This is a genomic window from Gordonia sp. L191, from assembly GCF_030077625.1.
Classification (GTDB): Bacteria; Actinomycetota; Actinomycetes; order Mycobacteriales; family Mycobacteriaceae; genus Gordonia; species Gordonia polyisoprenivorans_A.
In genome coordinates this window covers 1,436,599-1,456,595 of the sequence record NZ_CP125996.1, presented here as the reverse complement: position 1 = coordinate 1,456,595, position 19,997 = coordinate 1,436,599, and the positions used below count along the sequence as shown (strand labels likewise).

17 protein-coding genes and 1 pseudogene are annotated in these 19,997 nt (G+C 66.9%); 5 read left to right on the top strand and 13 right to left on the bottom strand.

Annotation, left to right across the window (positions count from 1 at the left end; genetic code table 11):
- Nucleotides 1-279: 279 nt before the first annotated feature.
- Nucleotides 280-1,867 (top strand): annotated as a pseudogene (locus tag QNM97_RS06420) (HNH endonuclease signature motif containing protein).
- 186 nt (nucleotides 1,868-2,053) lie between these two features.
- On the opposite strand, the gene QNM97_RS06415 reads toward QNM97_RS06420, so the two are convergent.
- Nucleotides 2,054-2,584, bottom strand: coding sequence for a methylated-DNA--[protein]-cysteine S-methyltransferase (locus tag QNM97_RS06415; protein WP_123932042.1), 531 nt, complete (start codon nucleotides 2,582-2,584; stop codon nucleotides 2,054-2,056).
- Between the two features lie 104 nt (nucleotides 2,585-2,688).
- On the opposite strand from QNM97_RS06415, the gene QNM97_RS06410 reads away from it, so the two are divergent.
- Nucleotides 2,689-3,603, top strand: coding sequence for an alpha/beta hydrolase (locus QNM97_RS06410; protein WP_123932044.1), 915 nt, complete (start codon nucleotides 2,689-2,691; stop codon nucleotides 3,601-3,603).
- An 11-nt stretch (nucleotides 3,604-3,614) separates the two neighbouring features.
- Here the strand turns inward: QNM97_RS06410 and QNM97_RS06405 are convergent, their stop codons facing one another.
- On the bottom strand, nucleotides 3,615-4,688 hold the full coding sequence (locus QNM97_RS06405) for a PHP domain-containing protein (protein WP_283822054.1): 1,074 nt from the start codon (nucleotides 4,686-4,688) through the stop codon (nucleotides 3,615-3,617).
- Between the two features lie 10 nt (nucleotides 4,689-4,698).
- Nucleotides 4,699-6,339: a phosphoglucomutase (alpha-D-glucose-1,6-bisphosphate-dependent) gene (gene pgm / locus QNM97_RS06400; RefSeq protein WP_283822053.1), complete on the bottom strand. Its 1,641-nt coding sequence runs from the start codon at nucleotides 6,337-6,339 to the stop codon at nucleotides 4,699-4,701.
- 98 nt (nucleotides 6,340-6,437) lie between these two features.
- Between pgm and QNM97_RS06395 the strand changes: the two genes are divergently transcribed.
- Entirely contained in the window at nucleotides 6,438-7,058 is a 621-nt protein-coding gene (locus QNM97_RS06395) for an alpha/beta hydrolase (protein WP_283822052.1), read from the top strand.
- A gap of 9 nt (nucleotides 7,059-7,067) precedes the next feature.
- Here the strand turns inward: QNM97_RS06395 and QNM97_RS06390 are convergent, their stop codons facing one another.
- The 10 genes from QNM97_RS06390 to QNM97_RS06345 form a co-directional block, all read right to left on the bottom strand.
- Nucleotides 7,068-8,855 (bottom strand): long-chain-acyl-CoA synthetase, encoded by a 1,788-nt coding sequence (locus QNM97_RS06390; protein ID WP_283822051.1) that lies wholly within the window; start codon nucleotides 8,853-8,855, stop codon nucleotides 7,068-7,070.
- 35 nt (nucleotides 8,856-8,890) lie between these two features.
- Complete coding sequence (locus QNM97_RS06385) at nucleotides 8,891-9,607, bottom strand: hypothetical protein (RefSeq protein WP_283822050.1); 717 nt, start codon at nucleotides 9,605-9,607, stop codon at nucleotides 8,891-8,893.
- 92 nt (nucleotides 9,608-9,699) lie between these two features.
- The gene (locus QNM97_RS06380) at nucleotides 9,700-10,659 is read right to left on the bottom strand and encodes an MlaD family protein (protein WP_283822049.1); all 960 of its coding nucleotides are present in this window, start codon (nucleotides 10,657-10,659) and stop codon (nucleotides 9,700-9,702) included.
- Nucleotides 10,656-11,708 (bottom strand): MlaD family protein, encoded by a 1,053-nt coding sequence (locus tag QNM97_RS06375; RefSeq protein ID WP_283822048.1) that lies wholly within the window; start codon nucleotides 11,706-11,708, stop codon nucleotides 10,656-10,658. The genes QNM97_RS06380 and QNM97_RS06375 overlap by 4 nt, the downstream gene beginning before the upstream one ends.
- Entirely contained in the window at nucleotides 11,708-12,814 is a 1,107-nt protein-coding gene (locus QNM97_RS06370) for an MlaD family protein (protein ID WP_283822047.1), read from the bottom strand. The genes QNM97_RS06375 and QNM97_RS06370 overlap by 1 nt, the downstream gene beginning before the upstream one ends.
- A gap of 1 nt (nucleotide 12,815) precedes the next feature.
- Entirely contained in the window at nucleotides 12,816-13,850 is a 1,035-nt protein-coding gene (locus tag QNM97_RS06365; protein WP_283822046.1) for an MlaD family protein, read from the bottom strand.
- Nucleotides 13,847-14,881: an MlaD family protein gene (locus QNM97_RS06360; protein ID WP_283822045.1), complete on the bottom strand. Its 1,035-nt coding sequence runs from the start codon at nucleotides 14,879-14,881 to the stop codon at nucleotides 13,847-13,849. The genes QNM97_RS06365 and QNM97_RS06360 overlap by 4 nt, the downstream gene beginning before the upstream one ends.
- Nucleotides 14,878-15,930 (bottom strand): MlaD family protein, encoded by a 1,053-nt coding sequence (locus QNM97_RS06355; RefSeq protein WP_283822044.1) that lies wholly within the window; start codon nucleotides 15,928-15,930, stop codon nucleotides 14,878-14,880. Before QNM97_RS06355 ends, QNM97_RS06360 begins: the two co-directional genes overlap by 4 nt.
- Nucleotides 15,927-16,793 (bottom strand): MlaE family ABC transporter permease, encoded by an 867-nt coding sequence (locus tag QNM97_RS06350; RefSeq protein ID WP_283822042.1) that lies wholly within the window; start codon nucleotides 16,791-16,793, stop codon nucleotides 15,927-15,929. The genes QNM97_RS06355 and QNM97_RS06350 overlap by 4 nt, the downstream gene beginning before the upstream one ends.
- Before the next feature lie 6 nt (nucleotides 16,794-16,799).
- Complete coding sequence (locus QNM97_RS06345; RefSeq protein ID WP_283822041.1) at nucleotides 16,800-17,663, bottom strand: ABC transporter permease; 864 nt, start codon at nucleotides 17,661-17,663, stop codon at nucleotides 16,800-16,802.
- Between the two features lie 162 nt (nucleotides 17,664-17,825).
- Here QNM97_RS06345 and QNM97_RS06340 point away from each other — a divergent pair, with 162 nt between their 5' ends.
- A complete protein-coding gene (locus tag QNM97_RS06340) occupies nucleotides 17,826-19,070 on the top strand; it encodes a CaiB/BaiF CoA transferase family protein (protein ID WP_283822040.1) in 1,245 nt (414 codons plus the stop codon).
- Nucleotides 19,070-19,975 (top strand): hydroxymethylglutaryl-CoA lyase, encoded by a 906-nt coding sequence (locus QNM97_RS06335; protein ID WP_283822039.1) that lies wholly within the window; start codon nucleotides 19,070-19,072, stop codon nucleotides 19,973-19,975. The genes QNM97_RS06340 and QNM97_RS06335 overlap by 1 nt, the downstream gene beginning before the upstream one ends.
- The last annotated feature ends 22 nt before the right edge of the window (nucleotides 19,976-19,997 follow it).

The following is a 19,997-nucleotide window of genomic DNA, read 5'->3' as shown; positions in this document are numbered from 1 at the left end:
CCTCGTCGCTGGCGCTCCTCGACACCTCGACCATCGGATGGAAAGGGCCGGAGTAGAACGACGGCGCATTTCCTGACCGACGCTTGCCCCTTCCTCCGATGGTCGAGAGGCTCGGCGAGATGACAAGTATCGCAACCACATCGACGCCCACTGGACGCGGACGAAAATAGTTGTCCACAGATTTCTCCGGTCTGGCGTTCGCCGGACCGGTTTTGTCGGTACCCCTTCCTACACTTGTACCCATAAGTTCGATCACCGATCGCGGAAGGGGGCATCCGGATGTCGACCACGTTCACATTCACCGATCCGGATGCCGACGCCACCGCCATCGAGTCGATGTCCCGCGACGAGCTCACCGAAACCGGCCCGGACCTGCTACGCCAATCCCGCAAACACGAAGCCCGCGCAGTCCTGACAGCCGCCGCGCTGGCCGATCGCGTGTATCGCGAGCGTCTGGCAGGCCAGTCCGAGGTCGAGGTATGGGGCTCAGTGATCGAGCACGCCGACAAACTCGCCCGAGCCGAAGTCTCCCTACAATTCAAGATCTCCCGCAGCAAAGCCGGCAGCTGGATAGCACTGGCTGACCTCCTCAAAGAACTCCCCCTGATCCCCGCTGCGTATTTGAACGGTGAACTGTCCACGAACCGGGCCTCGATCATGGCGCGCCGCCCAACGTGGCAGCGATACCGGCACCACAGATAGCGCCAGCGACAGCGTCGATACCGGTGACGAGTCCGAGATGTCGTTCGAAGAGATCGTCCTGGACTACGGGTCCCGCGCCACCACCGACCCGGTACTGTCGCAACAACTCGACGCCGCGCTGATCTCGATGAATCCCGACAGTGTCATCGAGGACCGCGACACCATCACCGACCTGGTGGGAAACGTCACCATCACCCCCGACGTTGCCGGACACTCCGCTCTCGACGCGGTCGTCCCCGCGCATTACGGGGTGTTCCTCACCACCCAGATCAACGCGCTCCTCGATGAACGCACCTGCCACAAAGACCCCCGCCGCGTGGGATCACTGCGGGTCATCGCACTCGGGGAGATCACCCGCGTCCCGGGAGCGCACCTCACCTGCGAATGCGGACAGGAGAATTGCGCGAAAGGCATTGCTGCCCGGCACGAGTCGGCGGAAACACCCGCCGACGCTGAGGATGCACAAGCGTGGGATGACCTGCTCCCCGAACCCGCCGACGCCGACGCTCCGGAAGTCGAGTTGGTTGAGTTGGTGGAGCCGGTCGCCGAACCCGACGTCCCTGACCCCCTGGATGAGCCGACGCCGGATGAGGTTCCGATGGCGTTCGGGCGGGCCCTGGTGGTACCCGGCGCACCCGTATTGACGGTCCTGAAGGACCCCGACGGGATCCTCGTACCCCGATTGCAGGGATACGGACCCATCGACCCCGACTACGCCACCACCCTCGCCGAGATAGCGAAAACAATCCACTACCCCGAAACCGCCCGTGCTGCTGGACCACTCATCCCGCAGATCTCCGACCGACCCCAAGCCCCACCAGCAGATCCGACCGGACACGGCGGTCACACCGTGCCACCACCTGGGGCACTGACCTATGCACCCAGCGCGACCTTGCGCGCTGAGGTGCTCGCCAACGACGCCTGGTGCCGATACCCCTACTGTGGGATGCCGTCACATCGGTGCGACCTCGACCACTGGCGACCCTTCAACCACACCGACCCCGAAGCCGGAGGATGGACGGTGCTCGGCGACCTCATTCCACTGTGTCGGGCCGATCACCAACGCAAGCATCTCGCCGGGTGGGTACCAACGCTCTACACCGATCGGCGGGTGGAGTGGCGGAACCGACGGACGGGGCAGGTGATCGTCACCTACCCGCGGTGACGGGGTTTTGATGGGGGTGGAACCAGCTGTGGCTCAACGGGTCTCGAGGCTCCTCGCTGGCGCTCGTCGCACCTCGACCACCAGGAAAAGAGCACCTCGACAACCAGGAAAGGACTCTCGACCACCAGAAAAAGGGAACCTCGACCACCGAGAAAAGGCGTCTCGAGCACCGGAAAGGGCAGGGCTTCAGAACAACCGTCCGGCGTCCTCGGCGGACGGTTCCTCCAGACTCAGCAGGATACGTTTGCGCTCGAGCCCACCACCGAATCCGGTGAGTGAACCGTCGGCGCCGATCACCCGATGGCACGGAATGATGATCGCGATCGGATTCCGGCCCACCGCCTGGCCTACCTGCTGCGCCAGTGATCGGTCGCCGAGCTGCGTCGCGATGGCACCGTAGCTCGTCGTCGTGCCGTACGGGATGTCGAGCAGGAGTCGCCATATCGATTCGGCCAGGGCTCCCCCTCGCGGTAGAAGCGGCAGATCGAAGTCCTGCCGGAGTCCGGCGAAGTACTCGTCGAGCTGAGCGACCGCCGGGCTCAGTACTGGGTCGTCGTCACCGGCCACCGATCCCCATTCCGACTCAGGAACAAGGTGATTGGCGAAGTACAGTCCGATCAGCGACTCCCCCTCTGCGAGCAGGAGAACATCGTCGACGGGCGTCGGTACCGACCGATACCGACGGAATGCACTACTGGTTCCGTGTGTCGCCTTCACGCCCGCTCCCTCTCGCGTGTACCACCGACGCTACCCCCGCAGGGTCCGCGGCACCCGGCGACCCCGATCGCTATCGTGGGTGCCGTGACGATGACGGAACCGTGGTGAAGCTGGGCCTGGCCGATCTGCGGCAACCGGTGTCGGCGGCGGATCTCGCCGACACCCGCGCGTTCTATGCCACCCGGGTCGGCGGTGTCGGACCGCGCTCGGCGACCGAGCTCGCCGCCGTCAGGGCCGCGCGAGCCGTCGACCCGCAGGCACCGACCCGAGCCCGCTCCGAGATCATCGAGGTCGACGGCCACCGAATCCCGATCCGCATTCTCCTGCCCGATTCCGGGCACCCCACGGGCATTCACCTCCACCTGCACGGTGGCGGGTTCTACATGGATTCCGCCGCCCGGCACGACGCGCAGAACGCACGCCGCGCCGACGCCCTCGACGCGGTGGTGATCGGCGTCGACTACCGCCTCGCCCCCGAGTCGCCGTGGCCGGCAGCCCCCGACGACTGTGCGGCGGTGGCATCGTGGCTGATCGCGACGGGCACCGAACGATTCGGCACCACCGCCCTGACCCTCGGTGGCATGTCGGCCGGCGCCACGTTGGCGATGACGACACTTCTCCGCCTGCGCGATGCCGGCGTGGTTTCCGAGGTTGACGGCGTGGTCCTCGAGGCCGGAAGCTACGACCTCAGTGCCCACACCCCCTCCGGTGCAACAATTGCCGACGAGTACTTCATCGAGGCGTACGTCGGTCATGTCACCGACCGCACCGTTGCCGACATCTCACCGATCTTCGGCGATCTACGGGGCCTGCCGCCGGTGCTCGTCGTCATCGGGGAGGACGATGTGGTGCTGGCCGACAACCTCTCCATGCTCGCCCGGCTCATCGCCGCGGGAAACGACGTCGATCTACGGCTGTATCCGGCTGCACCGCATGGTTTCACGATGCATGACACACCCATCGGCCGGCGGGCGGTCGATGATGTCGACACGTGGCTGCGCGCACGGCTCGCCCGCTGACGCACCCACGCTCACCGATGACCGGCCCACGCCAGCAACCGGTCCACCGGCCAGGTGGTGATGATGCGATCCGGGTCGATGCCGTGCTCGTGGGCACGCTGCGCTCCGAGCACCGTGAATTCGAGTTGCCCCGGTGCGTGCGCATCGGAGTCGATCGCGAACAGGCAGCCCGCCTCGATCGCCATGGTCACGAGTTCGTCGGGCGGGTCGACACGTTCGGGGCGGGAATTGATCTCGACCGCGGTCTGATGGGTTGCGCACGCCTCGAACACTTCCCGGGCGTCAAAACTCGACGGTGGCCGGTGTCCGCGACCGGTGAGTACGCGCCGTCCGGTGCAATGTCCCAGCACGTCGACCCGCGGGTCGGTCGCGGCTGCCACCAATCGCCGCGTCATGGCGTCGTGCTCCATCCGCAGGGCCGAATGCACCGAGGCGGTGACGATGTCGAGCCGGTCGAGGAGCGCATCGGTCTGATCGAGTGCACCGTCGTCGAGGATGTCGACCTCGATTCCCGCCAGCAATCGAACCTGCGTGTCGGGCAGCCGCCTCCCGGTCATGTTCGCCCCGCGGTTGTAGGCCTCGATCTGATCGATCTGATCGGCGAGCCGTTCTGCACTGAGACCGTGTGCCACGGTCAACCTCGGCGAGTGGTCGGTGACCGCGAGCCACTCGAGTCCGAATGCGGTTGCCGCCGCTGCCATCTCCGTGAGCGGGGCACCGCCGTCGCTGGCGTCGGTGTGGCTGTGGCAGTCCCCGCGCGCAGCGGCGACGAGATCGGCGACGGCGCCGGGCGGATACGGCGACTCCGTCGACTGCAGACGCGCCAGATACTCCGGCAGATCTCCGTCGAGGGCCTCGGCGATGACCGTGGCGGTGGTCTTGCCGATACCCGTGATCAACGTCAGAGTGCCTTCCCGCGAACGACTCTCGAGATCATCTGGGTCGAGTCGGGCCGCGGCCCGGGCCGCCTTGCGGAACGCCTCCACCCGATAGGTGCTCTCCCGCTGCCGCTCGAGCAACCACGCGATCCGCTGCAACGCGACGATCGGCTCGACGGGTGCGCTCAACGGCTCCAACGTTCTCATCGGGGCACGCTCACGCCAGTGCCGCGTCGACCACCTCTTGTGCCTGCACCTGGACTTGGGCCAAATGCTCAGGCCCCTTGAAGGATTCGGCGTAGATCTTGTAGACGTCCTCGGTGCCCGACGGCCGTGCTGCGAACCATGCGTTCTCGGTGGTGACCTTCAGTCCGCCGATCGCCGCACCATTGCCGGGTGCCTCGGTCATGATCGCGGTGATCTTCTCCCCGGCCAGTTCGGTCGCGGAGATCTGGTCGGCCGACAACTTCGCCAGAACCGCCTTCTGCTCCCGCGACGCCGGCGCATCGATACGCGCGTAAGCGGATTCGCCGAAAGCGTCGGCGAGTTCACGGTAACGCTGCGAGGGCGTCTTGCCGGTCACCGCGAGGATCTCCGAGGCCAGCAGATCCAGGATGATCCCATCCTTGTCGGTGGTCCACGGCTTGCCGTCGAAGGTCAGGAACGACGCTCCCGCACTCTCTTCGCCGCCGAAGGCGATCGAGCCGTCGAGGAGTCCGTCGACGAACCACTTGAACCCGACCGGTACCTCGACGAGACGTCGCCCGATGGCGCCGACCACCCGATCGATCAACGACGAGGAGACCAGAGTCTTGCCGACCCCGGCCTGCTCCGACCATCCGGGCCGATGGGTGAACAGGTAGTCGATCACCACGGCCAGATAATGATTCGGGTTCATCAGGCCTGCATCCGGGGTCACGATCCCGTGCCGGTCGGCGTCGGCGTCGTTGCCGGTGGCGATGTCGTAGTGATCGCGTGCACCGATCAGCGAGGCCATGGCATTCGGCGAACTGCAGTCCATCCGGATCTTGCCGTCGGTGTCGAGGGTCATGAACGAGAACGTCGGATCGACGGTCGGATTGACCACGGTGAGCGTCTCGAGATTGTAGCGGAATCCGATGGCCGCCCAGTATCCGACCGAGGCACCGCCGAGCGGGTCGGCGCCGATGCGGAAGCCCGCGGAGCGGATCGCGGCCATGTCGACCACGTCGGCCAGCCCGTCGCAATACCGCATCATGAACGGGTAGTCGGTGACGAACTCGCCGGTCCGGGCCTGCTCGAACGGAATCCGCTTGACGCCGACGAGTTTGGCGCGCAGCAGTTCGTTGGCGCGCGCGGCCACCCACGAGGTGATCGACGTGTCGGCCGGTCCACCCGACGGCGGGTTGTATTTGAACCCGCCGTCACGGGGCGGATTGTGCGACGGGGTGACGACGATGCCGTCGGACTCCACACCCGGATTCTCGGCATTGAACTGCAGGATCGCGCGACTCACCGCGGGCGTCGGGGTGAAGGAGTCCCCCTCGGCGGTGAGCGTGGTGACGCCGTTGGCGGCGAGGACCTCGAGTGCGGTACGCCATGCGGGGATCGACAGCGCATGCGTGTCGAATCCGATGAACAACGGTCCACCGATCCCGGCGCCTGTCCGGTACTCGACGATCGCCTGGGTCGTCGCGAGGATGTGCGCCTCGTTGAACGAGGAGTCCAGACTCGATCCGCGATGGCCGGACGTGCCGAACACGACCTGCTGCAACGGATCATCGGGGTCAGGAGTGCGGTCGTAGTAGGCCATTTCCACTGCGGCCACGTCGATGAGGTCTTCGGGCAGTGCCGGGGTACCGGCTCGAGGGTGTGCCATGTGACGAATTCTGCCACCGATCGAGCGGTCCGCAGGGCGATGCGAACCGAACAGTTACTGTGAACCACCCGCACGTCCGCCAGCAAGGAGCACTCTCGATGCCCGTGCGCAGCGCCGATCCTCGGCTCGTCGTCCTCGTCCTGCCCGGTGGGACCGATTCGAGTTACCGTCCGTTCTCACCGTGGCAGGCCTCGGCGCTGCGCATGTATCCGTTCACCTGGTCGATCCGCGCGCGCTTCGGTCGGGCCGTCGACGTCCGCCAGGTGCGCTACCGCGTCTACGGCTGGAACGGCGAACAAGCCTCGCCCATGCCGTACGCGCGAGCCGCGCTGGCCCGTGCGCGTCGTGCACATCCCGACACCCCGGTGGTGCTCATCGGGCACTCGATGGGTGGACGCATCGCGGCGCAGCTGGCCGCCGACCCCGCGGTCACCGGGGTGCTCGTGCTGGCCCCATGGTGGCAGTTCGCCGACTGGCGGATGATCAACGACGACGCCCGGGTGGTCGCCGTCCACGGTGACGCCGACACCATCACCCTGGCCCGCAAGACCGCCAAGGGCATCGCCGAGTTGCGCGACCGTGGCGTCGACGCCACCTATGTGTCGGTGCCCGGTGGGCACCATCCGATGCTCGACCATCTGGGCCTGTGGCAAGGATCCGCGCTCGCGTTCGTCCGCGAGGAATTGGCGCGCCGATCAGAACGCCTGCCCCAGAGCTGACCACGACGGTCAGACGGCAGCGCGGGGTCCGGCGAGTGCGGTGACGAACCCGTCGTAGAACTCGACGTATTCGTCGCCGTCCAGGACGTACACGGGATCGTCGCCGGTGTCGCCGAACGACTCGGTACGCAACTGTGTCCGCATGTTCTTGAAGGTCGAGGTGTGCTCGAGATGGTCGGTGAGCCGGACGAACAGTGGCACCGCGTATCCGGGCAGTCCGGAGCGGACATGCTCGGCGAAGGCGACCGGGTCGAACGTGGCGCCGGACGTGAGGCTGATCGCGGCCATACCGGCCTTGCCGTCGACCCCGGGCACCTGCACCCCGAACACCACCGCCTCCTCGACGGCCGGGTGGGCATCGAGGACGGCCTCGACCTCGGTGGTCGCCACGTTCTCACCCTTCCACCGGAACGTGTCGCCGATCCGGTCGACGAATCCGATGTGCGAAAGCCCTTGGTCGCGTACCACATCGCCACTGTTGAACCACCTGTCGCCGGCTTTGAACGCTCCGGTGACGACCTTCTTCTCCGATGCCGACGGGTCGGTGTAGCCGTCGAACGGGACGCGCCGGTTGATCTCGGCCAGGAGTAGGCCGGTCCCATGCCGGGGCACCTTGACGACCTTGCCATCGGGTCCTCGCCGCGGTTGCCCGGTGTCCTCGTCGTACTCGACGATGGCATATTTCAGGGGCGACCAGCCGGCCGTCTTGGGGATGCCGAGGACGTTGATGAAGCCGATGTTGGCCTCACTCGCGGCATAGAGTTCGACGATGCGGTCGATGCCGAACCGTTCGGTGAACGCATCCCAGATGTCGGGGCGCAAGCCGTTGCCCACCGCCACCCGCAATCGGTGGGCGCGATCGGTGGGCCGCTCCGGTTGCGCGAGCAGGTATCGGCAGAGTTCGCCGATGTAACAGAACGCCGTCGCGTCGTTCTCGATGATCTCGTCGATGAATCCCGACGCGGAGAACTGTCGGCCGATCGCCAGGCACGCACCCGAGGCGAGCACAGACGACACCGAGATCGTCAGTGCGTTGTTGTGGTAGAAGGGCAGCGCGGTGTACATGACGTCGTCGCGGCGCAACCGGATGCCGAGTCCGCCGATGCCCGACATCGCCGCGAGCCACCGGTAGTGGCTCATCTTGCTGGCCTTGGGAAATCCCGTCGTTCCGGAGGTGAAGATGTAGAACGCGGTGTCCGACAGCGGGATCGAGTCGGTGACGGCGGGATTTCGCGGGGAACACCGCGCCGCGCCGCGGTGTAACTCGGCGAAGTCGAGGCGAACCTCGGGCAGCGCCGACTCCGGTACGGACTCGAGCACCTCGGCGAGATCGGGTTGGTAGATCAGGACCTTTGCGCCGATGAGCCCCAGGCTGTGTTCGAGGACCGCGCCGCGCTGGTGAAAGTTGAGCATCCCCGCAATCGCCCCGAGTTTCACGATTGCCAGCATGGTGATCACCACGTCGGGATGGTTGCGCGATTCGATGGCCACGACGTCGCCGCGTGAGATCCCCTGCCGACTCAGGAAGTCCGCGATCCGGTTGGCGTGCGCGTTGGCGTCCCGGTAGGTGATCGACCGCCCCTCGAAGCGCAGGAAATCGCAATCGGGATAGGCCTCGACGGACTGGACGAAACGCTTCCCGATGGACATCTGCCGACCGGGCGGGCGCGGGATCAGCGCCGGCAACGACCGCAGTACTCCCCCGAGGTCCGGGCGCAGAGACGCGAGCCCCGACAGGATGTCTCGCAGGGTGATATCGGGAAGAAGTCCCGTATCTGCCGAATGCAGAGTTGTCATCACGTCCTTTCCCCGGGCATCCACCTCGATGCCCGTCACTTGCCCGGCAGGGGCGAGATGCCGCCGCTGATGTCGGTGATCTGCCAGTTCTTGCCGTCCACCGTTATCGGGTATAGCGCAGTCGTCTTCACCCCGTCCGGTGATTGGACGTTACTGGTGGTCACGTCGAGGAAGACCTGAATGTGGTACGTGCCGTCGTTGTGGGTGGCGATGTCGCTGCCGACGAGCGTGCCGGTGGAGACCCACTGCAGTTGCCCGAGAAGATCACGCAACGCGGGTTCGCTGGTCTGGAACTGCTGTGCCAGCGGCTGGTTGACGTGTGAACGCAACGCCGCGAACCACGGGTCGAAATTGCGGTAGTCGATCCGCGCGGCGGCCACCGCATAGTCGGAGGCGAGTTGTCGTGCGTGCGCCTCGTCGGCCGACTGTGCGCGCAACGCATCGAGCTCGTCGCCACGCTGGTGCGCTTGCCACCCGAAGACGCCCGTCGCCACCGCCAACGCCAGGATCACCGCGACGATCATCGACACCACGAACGGCCGCGAACGCAGCCGGGCCGTCAGCGACGCCCGGCGTCCCGGAGGCTGGTCGGCTTCTGCCACCTTCTCGTCTGATTCTGTTGCCCCGTGCGGTGATCCGGTATCGGCCGGTGTTCTGTCGGCCGGTGCTGTGTCGGCCGATGCTGTGTTGGCCTGCTCCGTGTCAGCCTGCTCCTCGGCAGTGTACGTATCGGCAACGTCGGTGTCACTCATGTCATCTCGGTTCGTGTCGGTGGGCGGTGGGGATTCTCGGGCTCGTGGCGGCCGATGCGGCTCGGTGGTGGCCGATGGGCTGGGTGGTGCCGTCATGGCGGGTCCGCCACGGTCAGTCGCAGGACGCCGTTCTCGTCGACGATCCGCAATCCTTGCTCGACCAGGGTCGCCAGATTCACCCGACCGGCCGGTGCGACTGCGGTCAGGGTGGGCTGGAGCACCCGCATGATCGCGGCGACGTCGGGCATGGTCTTGTTGAGGTACTCGCCGATCTTCTGGCTGAACGGGATGATCACGTCGTACCAGCCGGTGGCGCCCTCGGTGGCCTGCGCGAGTCCGGGCAGCAGGCTCCACAAGGTGGAGAACGGAATGTTCATGTGCGCCAACTTCGGTGCGGTGGCGCGCATCACGGCGCCGATCCGGGCACCGTCGAGGCGCGTCAACAGTTCCTGTGCGTGGTCGAACAGGCCGGAGAACTCGGATCGATAGGTGCCGATCGTGCTGGCGGTCAGCGAGGAGAATCGGCCGATGGTCGCCAGATCGGCGTCGCGGCCCTGCCAGCCCTCGGAGATGGTCCGCGCGATCTCCTCGAGGGTGGCCGGATCGAATTGGCTGGTGAGTCCGTGCATGGAGGTCAGCATGTCGGCCACCGAGACGCCCGGGTCGATGCCGTTGCCGATCACGGCACCGTCGGTGAGGTACGGGCCCGATCCGGTGGTCGAGGTGAATTCGACGTACTGCTCGCCGACCATGGACAGATTCGCGATGCTGACCGTCGCGTCGGCCGGCACGTCCGCACCGGGCCTGATCCGGAGGGTGGCCTGCAGCCCGTCGGGTCCGGTCCGCAGATCGGTCACCGTGCCGACCTGGATGCCGTTGTAGAGCACCGACGAATTATTCTGCAGGCCACCGGATTCGGTGAGGTCCAGCGATACGGTGTCGTATCGGGAGAACGGGTGCAGATGCAGGACGCCGACGACGAGGTAGGCGCTGAGCGCGATCGACACCACCACCAGCATCACCAGGCTCCCGATCGTGCGGCGTGCGGTCATCGCATGGCCCCGATCATCCGGAGAACCGCGGCGACGGTCCGGGTGTCGGTCGCCGACCCGCCGATTCCGCGGCCATCGGGTTCGGTGACGTCGACGATGTCGATCGACGGGTTACCCGCCCAGGCGACGAGTCGGTCGCCGAGCAAGTCATCGAGACGGCGGATGTCGGCGGGTGCCTGTGTGTCGAGCCGTACGGCCGTGGCGACCAATGGGTCGACGACCCCGATGAGGCCCTGAAGAGTCGCATAGCGCGGGATGATCAGGTTGCCGATGGGGACGACGTTGGGCCCCAAGGCATTCAAAACGTTCGACAGTCCGAGGAATGCCGAGACCGCGCCGCTGACCCGTCGCGGCCCGAATTGGAAGGCGAACGCCAATCGGGACCGGTTGACGTCGAGGGTGTGCGAGACCGTCTCGATCGAATCGATCATCGACCGGATGTCGTCGCCCTGACCCGCGCTGCGCGCGATCAGCGCGCGCAGCACCTCGATGCCGACGTCACGTTCGGTGGTGTCGGACGGAAAAGCCTTGTTGGCGTTGGTGATGATGCGTTGAAGGGTGGCGATGGTGCCTCCGTTGGCGAGTGCGGCCACACCTCCGAGAAGATCTTCGACCTGTGGTGACACCGTGGTCCTCGACAGCGGGATCGTCTGGCCGGCGGCGATGGTCGCGGTGGTGGCGCCGGCCGGTGGTGACAGCGCGATGAAGAAGTCGCCGAGCAGGGTCGCCTGCACGAGTTCGGCGGTCGTGCCGGCCGGCAGCCGGACGTCGGCGGAGAGATCGACGGTCGCGACCGCCACCCGGCGACCGTCGTGTTCGGCCAGACCCACCCCGCGCAGTACCCCGATCCGTGAGCCGTTGTAGACCACCTTGCTGCGTGCGGGAAGGTTGAGTACCGAGGCGAATTCGATGTGTAGCGGGTAGCTGTCACCGTCGACGCGGGTACCGGGTAACGGCAGATCGGTCGGCGCAACGCCGCACGCGGCCACGAGAACCGTGAGACTCGCCAGCACTGCCGCCCACGCTGCGCACCATCGGGATCGGATCATCACCGGCCCCCTGCGGACGCGAGTACGAGTTGGACCAGCGCGAGGTCGACGTGTCCGGTGGCTCCGGGCGACGGCCGGCAGGCCTGTGCCATGACCGCGTTGACCGCCGCGCAGACCGCCGAGCTCGACGACGCGGTGACCCGCACCGCCGGCGGAGCCGTCTCGATTCCACCGACTGCCGCGCCACGGGCGAGGATGCGTTGGACTCCTGTCGACACCAGGGGCAACCGCCGCAGCAGGGCGAGGATCTGATCCATCGGGACGCGATCGAGTAACGGCATGAGAGCGTCGAGGACGGCGAACACCGGCGGCGAGTAGGTACGGATGAGACGCAACAGCGACGGGGTCAGTTGGGTGGTCTGGACGACGGCCGGATTGAGCACCGAGAACCAGGCATCGAAGGTCTCGGCGAATTCACCGAGTTTGGTCAGTCCGAGTTGCAGATCCGGCCAGCGCTGAACGAAGAAATCGGTCAGCTCCCCCACGTTGGTCAACAGCGAACGCAACTGTTGATCCCGCAGCCCCGGGTCGCCGAGCGCCGCGGCGAGCCCGGCGATCGCGGCGTTGAAATCCGCACCGGTGCCGTGCAAGGTCGCATCGACGCGATTCATACTGTCGCGCACCAGTTCACGGCGCTCGCCGGACTCCGAAGCGGCAGCGGTGACCTGGGAGGCGAGCTTGTCGAAGGCGGCGTAGGCGGCACTGACACTGGTCGGGGTGTGCGTGCGCGCCAACGGAATACATCGCCTCATGTCCCACGCGGCGCCGGTGGTCCGACCCGACGGGATCTCCAGGTGCCGGTCGGTGACGATCGAATCCGAGGTGGTCACCGCCGACACGTCGGCCGGAAAGTCGACGGGCGTGTCGAGGGTGAACCGCACGACCACGTGCCCGGCCTGCGGGGACACGGCGGTGACGGAGCCGATCCTTACGCCGCGCATCGTGACGTCGTTGCCCGGGTAGAGGCCGACGGCGTCGGCCATGTCCGCGCATCCCGACACGTGGCCGGCTCGCCGTTCGACGATGACCAGCGTCGCACCGACGATCACCGCGATCGTGAGCACCCCGACGATGATCCGGCGCCATATCTTCGGTGACCGAGACATCTCAGCACCGCCGATCCGGGCTCGGGACGCACAGCCCACCGGCCGTCACCTGATCGGGGGTGATCTGCACCTGCGGTGCGTTGACGACCACCGACGACAGATCCACCCGACCCGAGGAGTTGGTGACGCCCATGGCATCTCCGATCTGATCGACGATCGCGGTCAGTGTGCCGAGGAGGTCGTCGATGCGGGCGGGCTGGGCGCGCAGGGTGTTGAGGACGTCGAGAACCTGCCGGAACGGTGGTTCGATGGTGCCGGTGAAGGCATCGACCGGCTTGGCGATGAAGGCAAACAGCGCGCCGATCGACCGCACGGTCTCCACCCCTTCGGCCTTGACCTGATAGGCCTTGGCCCCGACATAGCCGATCAGGCGCAGCAGTTCGACCAGATCGGCGCGCCCGCTGTTGAGTCCGGAAATGTACTCGTCGCTCAGGGCGACCGCGGCGTCGAGGTCGTCGGATCGCGCCCCGACCGCGGTGGTCAGTTGTTCGGTGTCGGCGATGATCTGTCGGATCGCGTCGGGTTGTCCGGCCAGCGCGGCATCGACCTTGCGCAGCGTGTCGGCGATGGTCTGTCCGTTCACCTTCGACACGACCGCTCCGGAGTCGGCGAGAACGTCACTGAGCGTGTACGGCACCGACGTACGTTCCATCGGGATGATGTTGTGGCCCAGCGCTGTCCGGCCGGCCGGCGACAACGCGACGTAGTGGCCCCCGATGGCGGTGGTCAGCCGGACATCGGCCGACGTCTGATCACCCAGTGCGACATCGGAATCCACGTGCATGGTGACCTCGACGCGATCGGGGTGCAGGGCGATCGCCGACACCTCACCAACCCGCACACCGGCGATGCGGACCTCATCACCGGATCGCAGGCCGCCGCTGGTACTCAACGCCACGAGGACATCGCGGTGGCCGAACGGGTCGAGGTAGATGACCCCGCACACCGCGGCGAGCACGACCGCCACCCCGAGGCCGATCATGCCCAGCCGGAATTGCCTGCGCCGCACCGATGCTTCGTCGCGTCGCCGGGTCATCGGCACACCACCACCGGGACACCCGCGAGCAGAACCCGCGTCAGCGGCGTGGGGATCGCCTGTCCCGAGCCGCACTGATAACCACCCTGACCCGCGGCGTGCGCCGTGGCATCGAGCGCGTCGATCAGCGCGGGCAGCCGTCCGAGGGCGGCGGTCGCGGTGTTGACGGCCGGCACCCAGGTGCGCACCAGGTGATCGACGGTGGCGTAGTTGCCGTAGTACCTCTCATCGAGGCTCTCGAGGAGTTGCCGTACGGGCCCGAGACTGCGCGCGGCCAATCGCATCGACTCCTGGGTCTTGTCCGCCGACGCCGCAAGCACCCCGAAGGCGTCTCCCATCCGGGAGATCAGATCGTTGAGTTGCGGTGACTTGTACCGGATCTCACCGGCGACACGGCCCAATTGGGTGATGACGGTCGCGATGAGCGTCGAACGATCGGAGACGACGTCGGCGAGCTGACGCAGTTGGTTCAGCACCGAGCCGACGTCGGGGCCGCGGCCCTCGATCACCGCCAGGATGTTGTTCATCAGCGAATTGAGTTGGTCGGGTTGCAGCGTGCCGAACAGCGGCCGGAGCCCGTTGAACATCTCGGTGATGTCGAAGGAACCGATGGTGCGCGAGGCCGGGATGACCGCGGTGGTGGCGAGTTCGTGTTGCGGGGCGGTGGCGTCACCTGCGGGGGTCTGCAGGTCCAGGTACCGCTGTCCGACGAGATTCAGGTAGCGGATGGCGATCTGGGTGTCGTCGTAGACCGTGGTGGTGGTGTTCACGGTGAAGCGCACCTGCGCCTGGGCCTGGTCGCCGGAATCGTCGAGCAGCGAGAGGGATTCGACCTTGCCCACCCGCACACCGAGTTCGCGGACGTCGTTGCCGACGGTCAATCCCGACACGTCGGTGAAGCGCGCGGTGAACGTCCGCCCGGCGCCGGGCACCGAGGGATCGAGCGCCTGGACGATCACCCATCCGGCGAGCAGCATGGCGACGACGAACAGGACGAAACCCGCAGTGGCCGTGGGCCGCACCCGGTTCATCGGCCGCCACCCCCGGTACGGACGGCACCTGCGGCCGGCAAGGCCGAGGTGATCGCGGGCAACGACTCCAGCGTGAGCCCGAGGCGTAACCGCACGGTGCCGTCCACGCGCGGCAGCATCTTGTCGAGCCGGCCGATCAGCTCGTGTGCATCGTCGGCTGCTGCGGGCACGGTGGACAGGGTGTAGCCGAGCGGGGCCCCGAGAGTGAGTGAGGCGTCGAGAACGGTGGCCAGGTCACCCGGATCGGTGCCGACGACCTGGCCCAGGGTGATGAAGGTCTGCACGAGGCCGGTCAGCGCACCGGTGACCTTGGCCGTCTCCTGCGGGTCGGCATACATCGCGGTCTTCTCCACCAGGGTGGTGAAGAGGTTGACGAAGGGGTCCGACAACGCGGCTGCACCGCGTAGGGTGTCGTCGGCGATACGCAGCATCTGGGCGAACGGCATCTGTTGGTGCTGATGCGCGAGTGCGAACAAATCGAAGCCCGACCGCATCAGCGGCGAGATCTGAGTGACGACCTCGTCGAGCCGGTTGATCATCGCGGTGACCTCGGAGCCGGTGAGGGTGGAGCTGATCGATCCGATGTCACGCAGGACGCTCACCGTCGATACGTCCGACGAATCATCCTGCGCCGCAATGATCTGTCCGTTGCGCAGCGCCGGTCCCGGTGCGGTGGGGGTCAATTCGATCCCGGTCACGCCGAAGATGTTCGACGGCGCGAATGTCGCGGTGAGGTGGCCGCCGATGTGGTCGGCCTGGGTGGCGTCGACGGCCAGGCGCATCCGCTGATGCCCCTGATCGTCGATGGTGATCGACTCGACGTGCCCGACGAGCAATCCCTGGTATTTGACGTCGGCGCCTGCCGAGAGTCCTTCGGAGATGCGATCGGAGGTCACGGTCACCTCGACGGTGTCGTCGAAGACTCCGCGCGCGTAGAGGGTCACGGGTATGGCGATGGCGGCGAGCACCGCGATCGCCGCGAGGCCCCACCGGGTCAGCACACCGGTGGACGGACCACGCCCGGACACGTCGATCGGTGGCCCGATCATCCGGAGAACCTGAATCCGACGTCGGAGCCCCAGAACACGAGGGTCAAGATCATGTCGAGCACCACGATGAGGATGAAGCTGAATTTGATGGCGCGGCCGGTGGCCGTCCCGACCCCTTCGGGTCCGCCGCGGGCGTAGTAGCCCTGATATCCGTGGACGAGGACCACGGCGACGATGAACACCAGCGCCTTGATCAGCGAGTAGATGACGTCGACCGGACGCAGGAAGGCGGTGAAGTAGTGGTCGTAGGTGCCGCTGGATTGACCGTGCATGCCGGTGACCACCAGCGCACAGGTGAGGTAGGCGAGGATCAGGGTGATCAGGAACAACGGGATGATGGTGATGACCCCGGCGATGGCACGTGTGCTGACGACAAACGGGATCGGTTGCACGGCTTGCGCTTCGAGTGCGTCGATCTCCTCGGCGATCCGCATCGACCCGATCTCGGCGGTCATCCGGCAACCGGCCTGCGCGGCGAACCCGATCGCCACGACGATGGGTGCGATCTCGCGGGTGGTGGCATACGCCGAGAGAAAACCGGTGAGCGGACCCATGCCGAACATGTCCAGTGAACCGAAGGCCTCGACCCCGATGGAGCCACCCACCGACGCCCCGAGAACCACCAGCACCGCGACGGTCCCACCGCCCACGATGACCGTGCCGTTGCCCCACATCATGTCGCCGAGGACGGCCAACGTCTGGCGACGGTAGTGACGCAGCGCGTGCGGCATGGCGCCGAGCACCTGTGCGGTGAAGCGCAACTGATGGCCGAGCTGCGCCAGCAGTCGCGCGGGCGCGCCGGTGATCGCGCCGAGCCGGCGCACCCGCGGGTGGGCGGCGAGGTACACCTCGAGTCCCAGCATCGGCAATCACCCGACCTTCGTCTGCACGAACATCGACAGCAGCTGGGTGGCAAGGAGATTGAGCACAAAGCTGGCGACCACGCTGAGTACGACGGCGGCGTTGACCGCGTCGGCGACCCCGCGCGGACCGCCGCGCGCCTCCATCCCACGCTGACAGGCGATGGCGACGACGACCAGACCGAAGATCTCGGCCTTGCCCAGCGCCGCCCACAGATCGACGAGGCCCGCGAACTCGCCGAACGACCCGAGATAGCTGCCGGCCGCACCGCCCTGGAACGCGACGTTGACGAAATATCCGGTGGCCACACCGACGAAGACGATCTCCACACAGATCAGGGGTGCGATCACGGCCACGGCCGCAAGGCGGGGGGCGATCACCCGCCGCGCCGGGTCGATACCCATCGTGTGCAGGGCGTCGATCTCCTCACGAACCGTCCGCGACCCCAGGTCGGCGGCAACCGCCGAGCCGACCGCCCCGCCCAGCAGCAGCGCGGTGGCAATCGGGGCACCCTGCCGCAGCACCCCGAGCGCACCGGCCGCGCCGGCCATCGAGGACGCCCCGATCTGCGAGGTCAGGCTGCCCACCTGCACCGAGATGATCACGCCGAACGGGATCGCCACCAACGCGGCGGGGATCGCGGCGACCCCCGCGAAGAACACCATCTGCCGGTAGGCCTCACGCACCGGGAACCGGCCCCGAACCACGTCTGCGACGCCGAACCCCACCGAGGTCGCGAAGAGATCGAGTAGGCGCCCGAGGGTCGACACCGAGGAGCCCAGCATGCCCGCCACTCGGCCCCGCTCGCTCACACGCATCGCCACTCCGGTGTCCCCGCCGACCCGATCCGGGTCCTCGTCCACTCCCGACACTCACGCCACCCGAAGGGCGCGTCGTGCCAGTGTGACACGAAAAACAAATTCTGGGTTCATTTTCAGTTTTTTGCGGCTGGCCGGGCATCGCGGCACGTCAACGGCCTGAGGCGAGCTCGGCTGGGATTGCTTCTGGACCGTGATTGGTTACACACTGGTGGCATGGACGACCCCGACTCCCCGCCGACCATCACCCCGGACACGGAACCGACGGGACCACTCGACGGCATCACCGTGCTCGAACTGGGCACCCTGATCGCGGGCCCCCATGCCGCTCGCCTGCTCGGCGACATGGGCGCCGAGGTCATCAAGGTCGAGCCACCCGATCGGCCGGACCCGATCCGCACCTGGGGGCAGGCCGAGGTCGAGGGCCAGCGCTTCTACTGGACGGTGCACGCCCGCAACAAGCGGGCGATCACCCTCGATCTGCGCGACGACCGCGGACGCGAATTGTTCCTGCGATTGGCCCAGCGCGCCGACATCGTCGTCGAGAATTTTCGGCCCGGAACGCTCGAACGGCTCGGGATCGGGCCCGAGGTGTTGTGGCAGCACAACGCGGGACTGGTCGTGGTGCGGGTGTCGGGGTACGGCCAGACCGGGCCCGACGCGGCGCGCGCGGGATATGCCTCGGTCGCCGAGGCCGCCAGCGGGCTGCGCCACATCAACGGCTACCCCGGGCAACTCCCGCCGAGACTGTCGCTGTCGCTGGGCGACACCCTCGCCGGAATGTACGCCGCGCAGGGCGCACTCGCGGCACTCTACCGCCGGACCGTCACCGGCAAGGGGCAGGTCGTCGACACCTCATTGCTGGAATCATGTGTGGCGGTACAGGAGTCGACGATGGCCGACTACGACATGGGCGGCATCGTGCGGGGGCCGTCGGGCACCCGTCTCGACGGGATCGCCCCGTCGAATCTGTATCCGACTGCCGACGGAACCCACGTGATCATCGCCGCCAACCAGGATTCGGTGTTCGCCCGGCTGTGCGTGGCGATGGGACAGCCCGAACTCGCCACCGATCCGCGTTTCGCCGACCACGCTACCCGAGGACGCAATCAGGATGAGCTCGACGCCCTCATCGGCGAGTGGTCGGCGCAGCACGGGGCCGACAAACTCACCGAGGTGCTCTCGGCGGCGGGAGTCGTGGTCGGGCCGGTGAACACGATCGAACAGGTCGTCGCCGACCCCCATCTGCAGGCGCGCGGGATGATTGCCGAGCATTACGACGCCCGGGTGGGCCGGGTGGTCCACGGGCCCGGTGTGGTGCCCCGCTTCGGCGACACCCCGGGTCGAATCCGCAATGCCGGGCCACCGGTGCCCGGTCACGACAATCAGGCGGTGTTCACCGATCTGTTGGGATTGACGGACTCCGAGATCGACGAACTCCACGAACAGGGCGTGATCTGATGAACGTCACCCTCCGCGACGTCGCCATGCGAGACGGATTGCAGATCGAGGAGCCGATCTCACTCGACTCCAAAATGGAACTGTTGCAAGCCATCTGCGATACCGGGGTGACCGAGGTCGAGGTGACCGCGTTCGTCTCACCCAGCAAGGTACCCGCACTCGCCGATGCCGCCGAGCTCTGCACGCACCTCGGCGAGTTTCCCGACGTGCGGTTCTCGGCGTTGATCGCCTCGGTCAACGGCACCCGCCGTGCTCTCGACTCCGGTGTGAGCAATCTGGAATATGTTGTCTCGGCCTCTGATTCACACAGCCGGGCCAATGTCGGACGCGACACCGACGCGTCGACGGCACTGATCGACGAGATCGTCGGTATCGCCCACGACGCGGGAGCCACACTCGAGGTGATCATTGCGACCGCCTGGGACTGCCCGTTCGACGGCCCGACGCCACCGGAGCGGGTCACCACGATCGTCGCCCACGCGGTGACGGCGGGCGCCGACCGCATCAGTATCGCCGACACCATCGGCACGACGACCCCGAGACGGGTGACTGATCTTGCCGCACAGGTGTTCCCGTTGATCGGTGATCTGCCGCTGGGCGCACACTTCCACAACACGCGGGGTACCGGGTTGGCGAGTGCCTACGCCGCCGTGCAGGCCGGCATCACCCGGCTCGATGCCTCGGTCGGCGGACTCGGCGGATGCCCCTTCGCACCCGGTGCGAGCGGCAATATCGCCACCGAGGATCTCGTCTATCTGTTGCGCGACTGCGGCATCGACACCGGCGTCGATCTCGATGCCGCCATCCGCGCCGGACGCGTCGCCATCGGTGCGGTCGGTGGCGGTGACGGGAGCGCGCTGATGCGCGCGGGCGATCGGAAGCTCGCCACCGGCGAGCCACGCTAGACCGGCCACCTCTCGCCGCAAT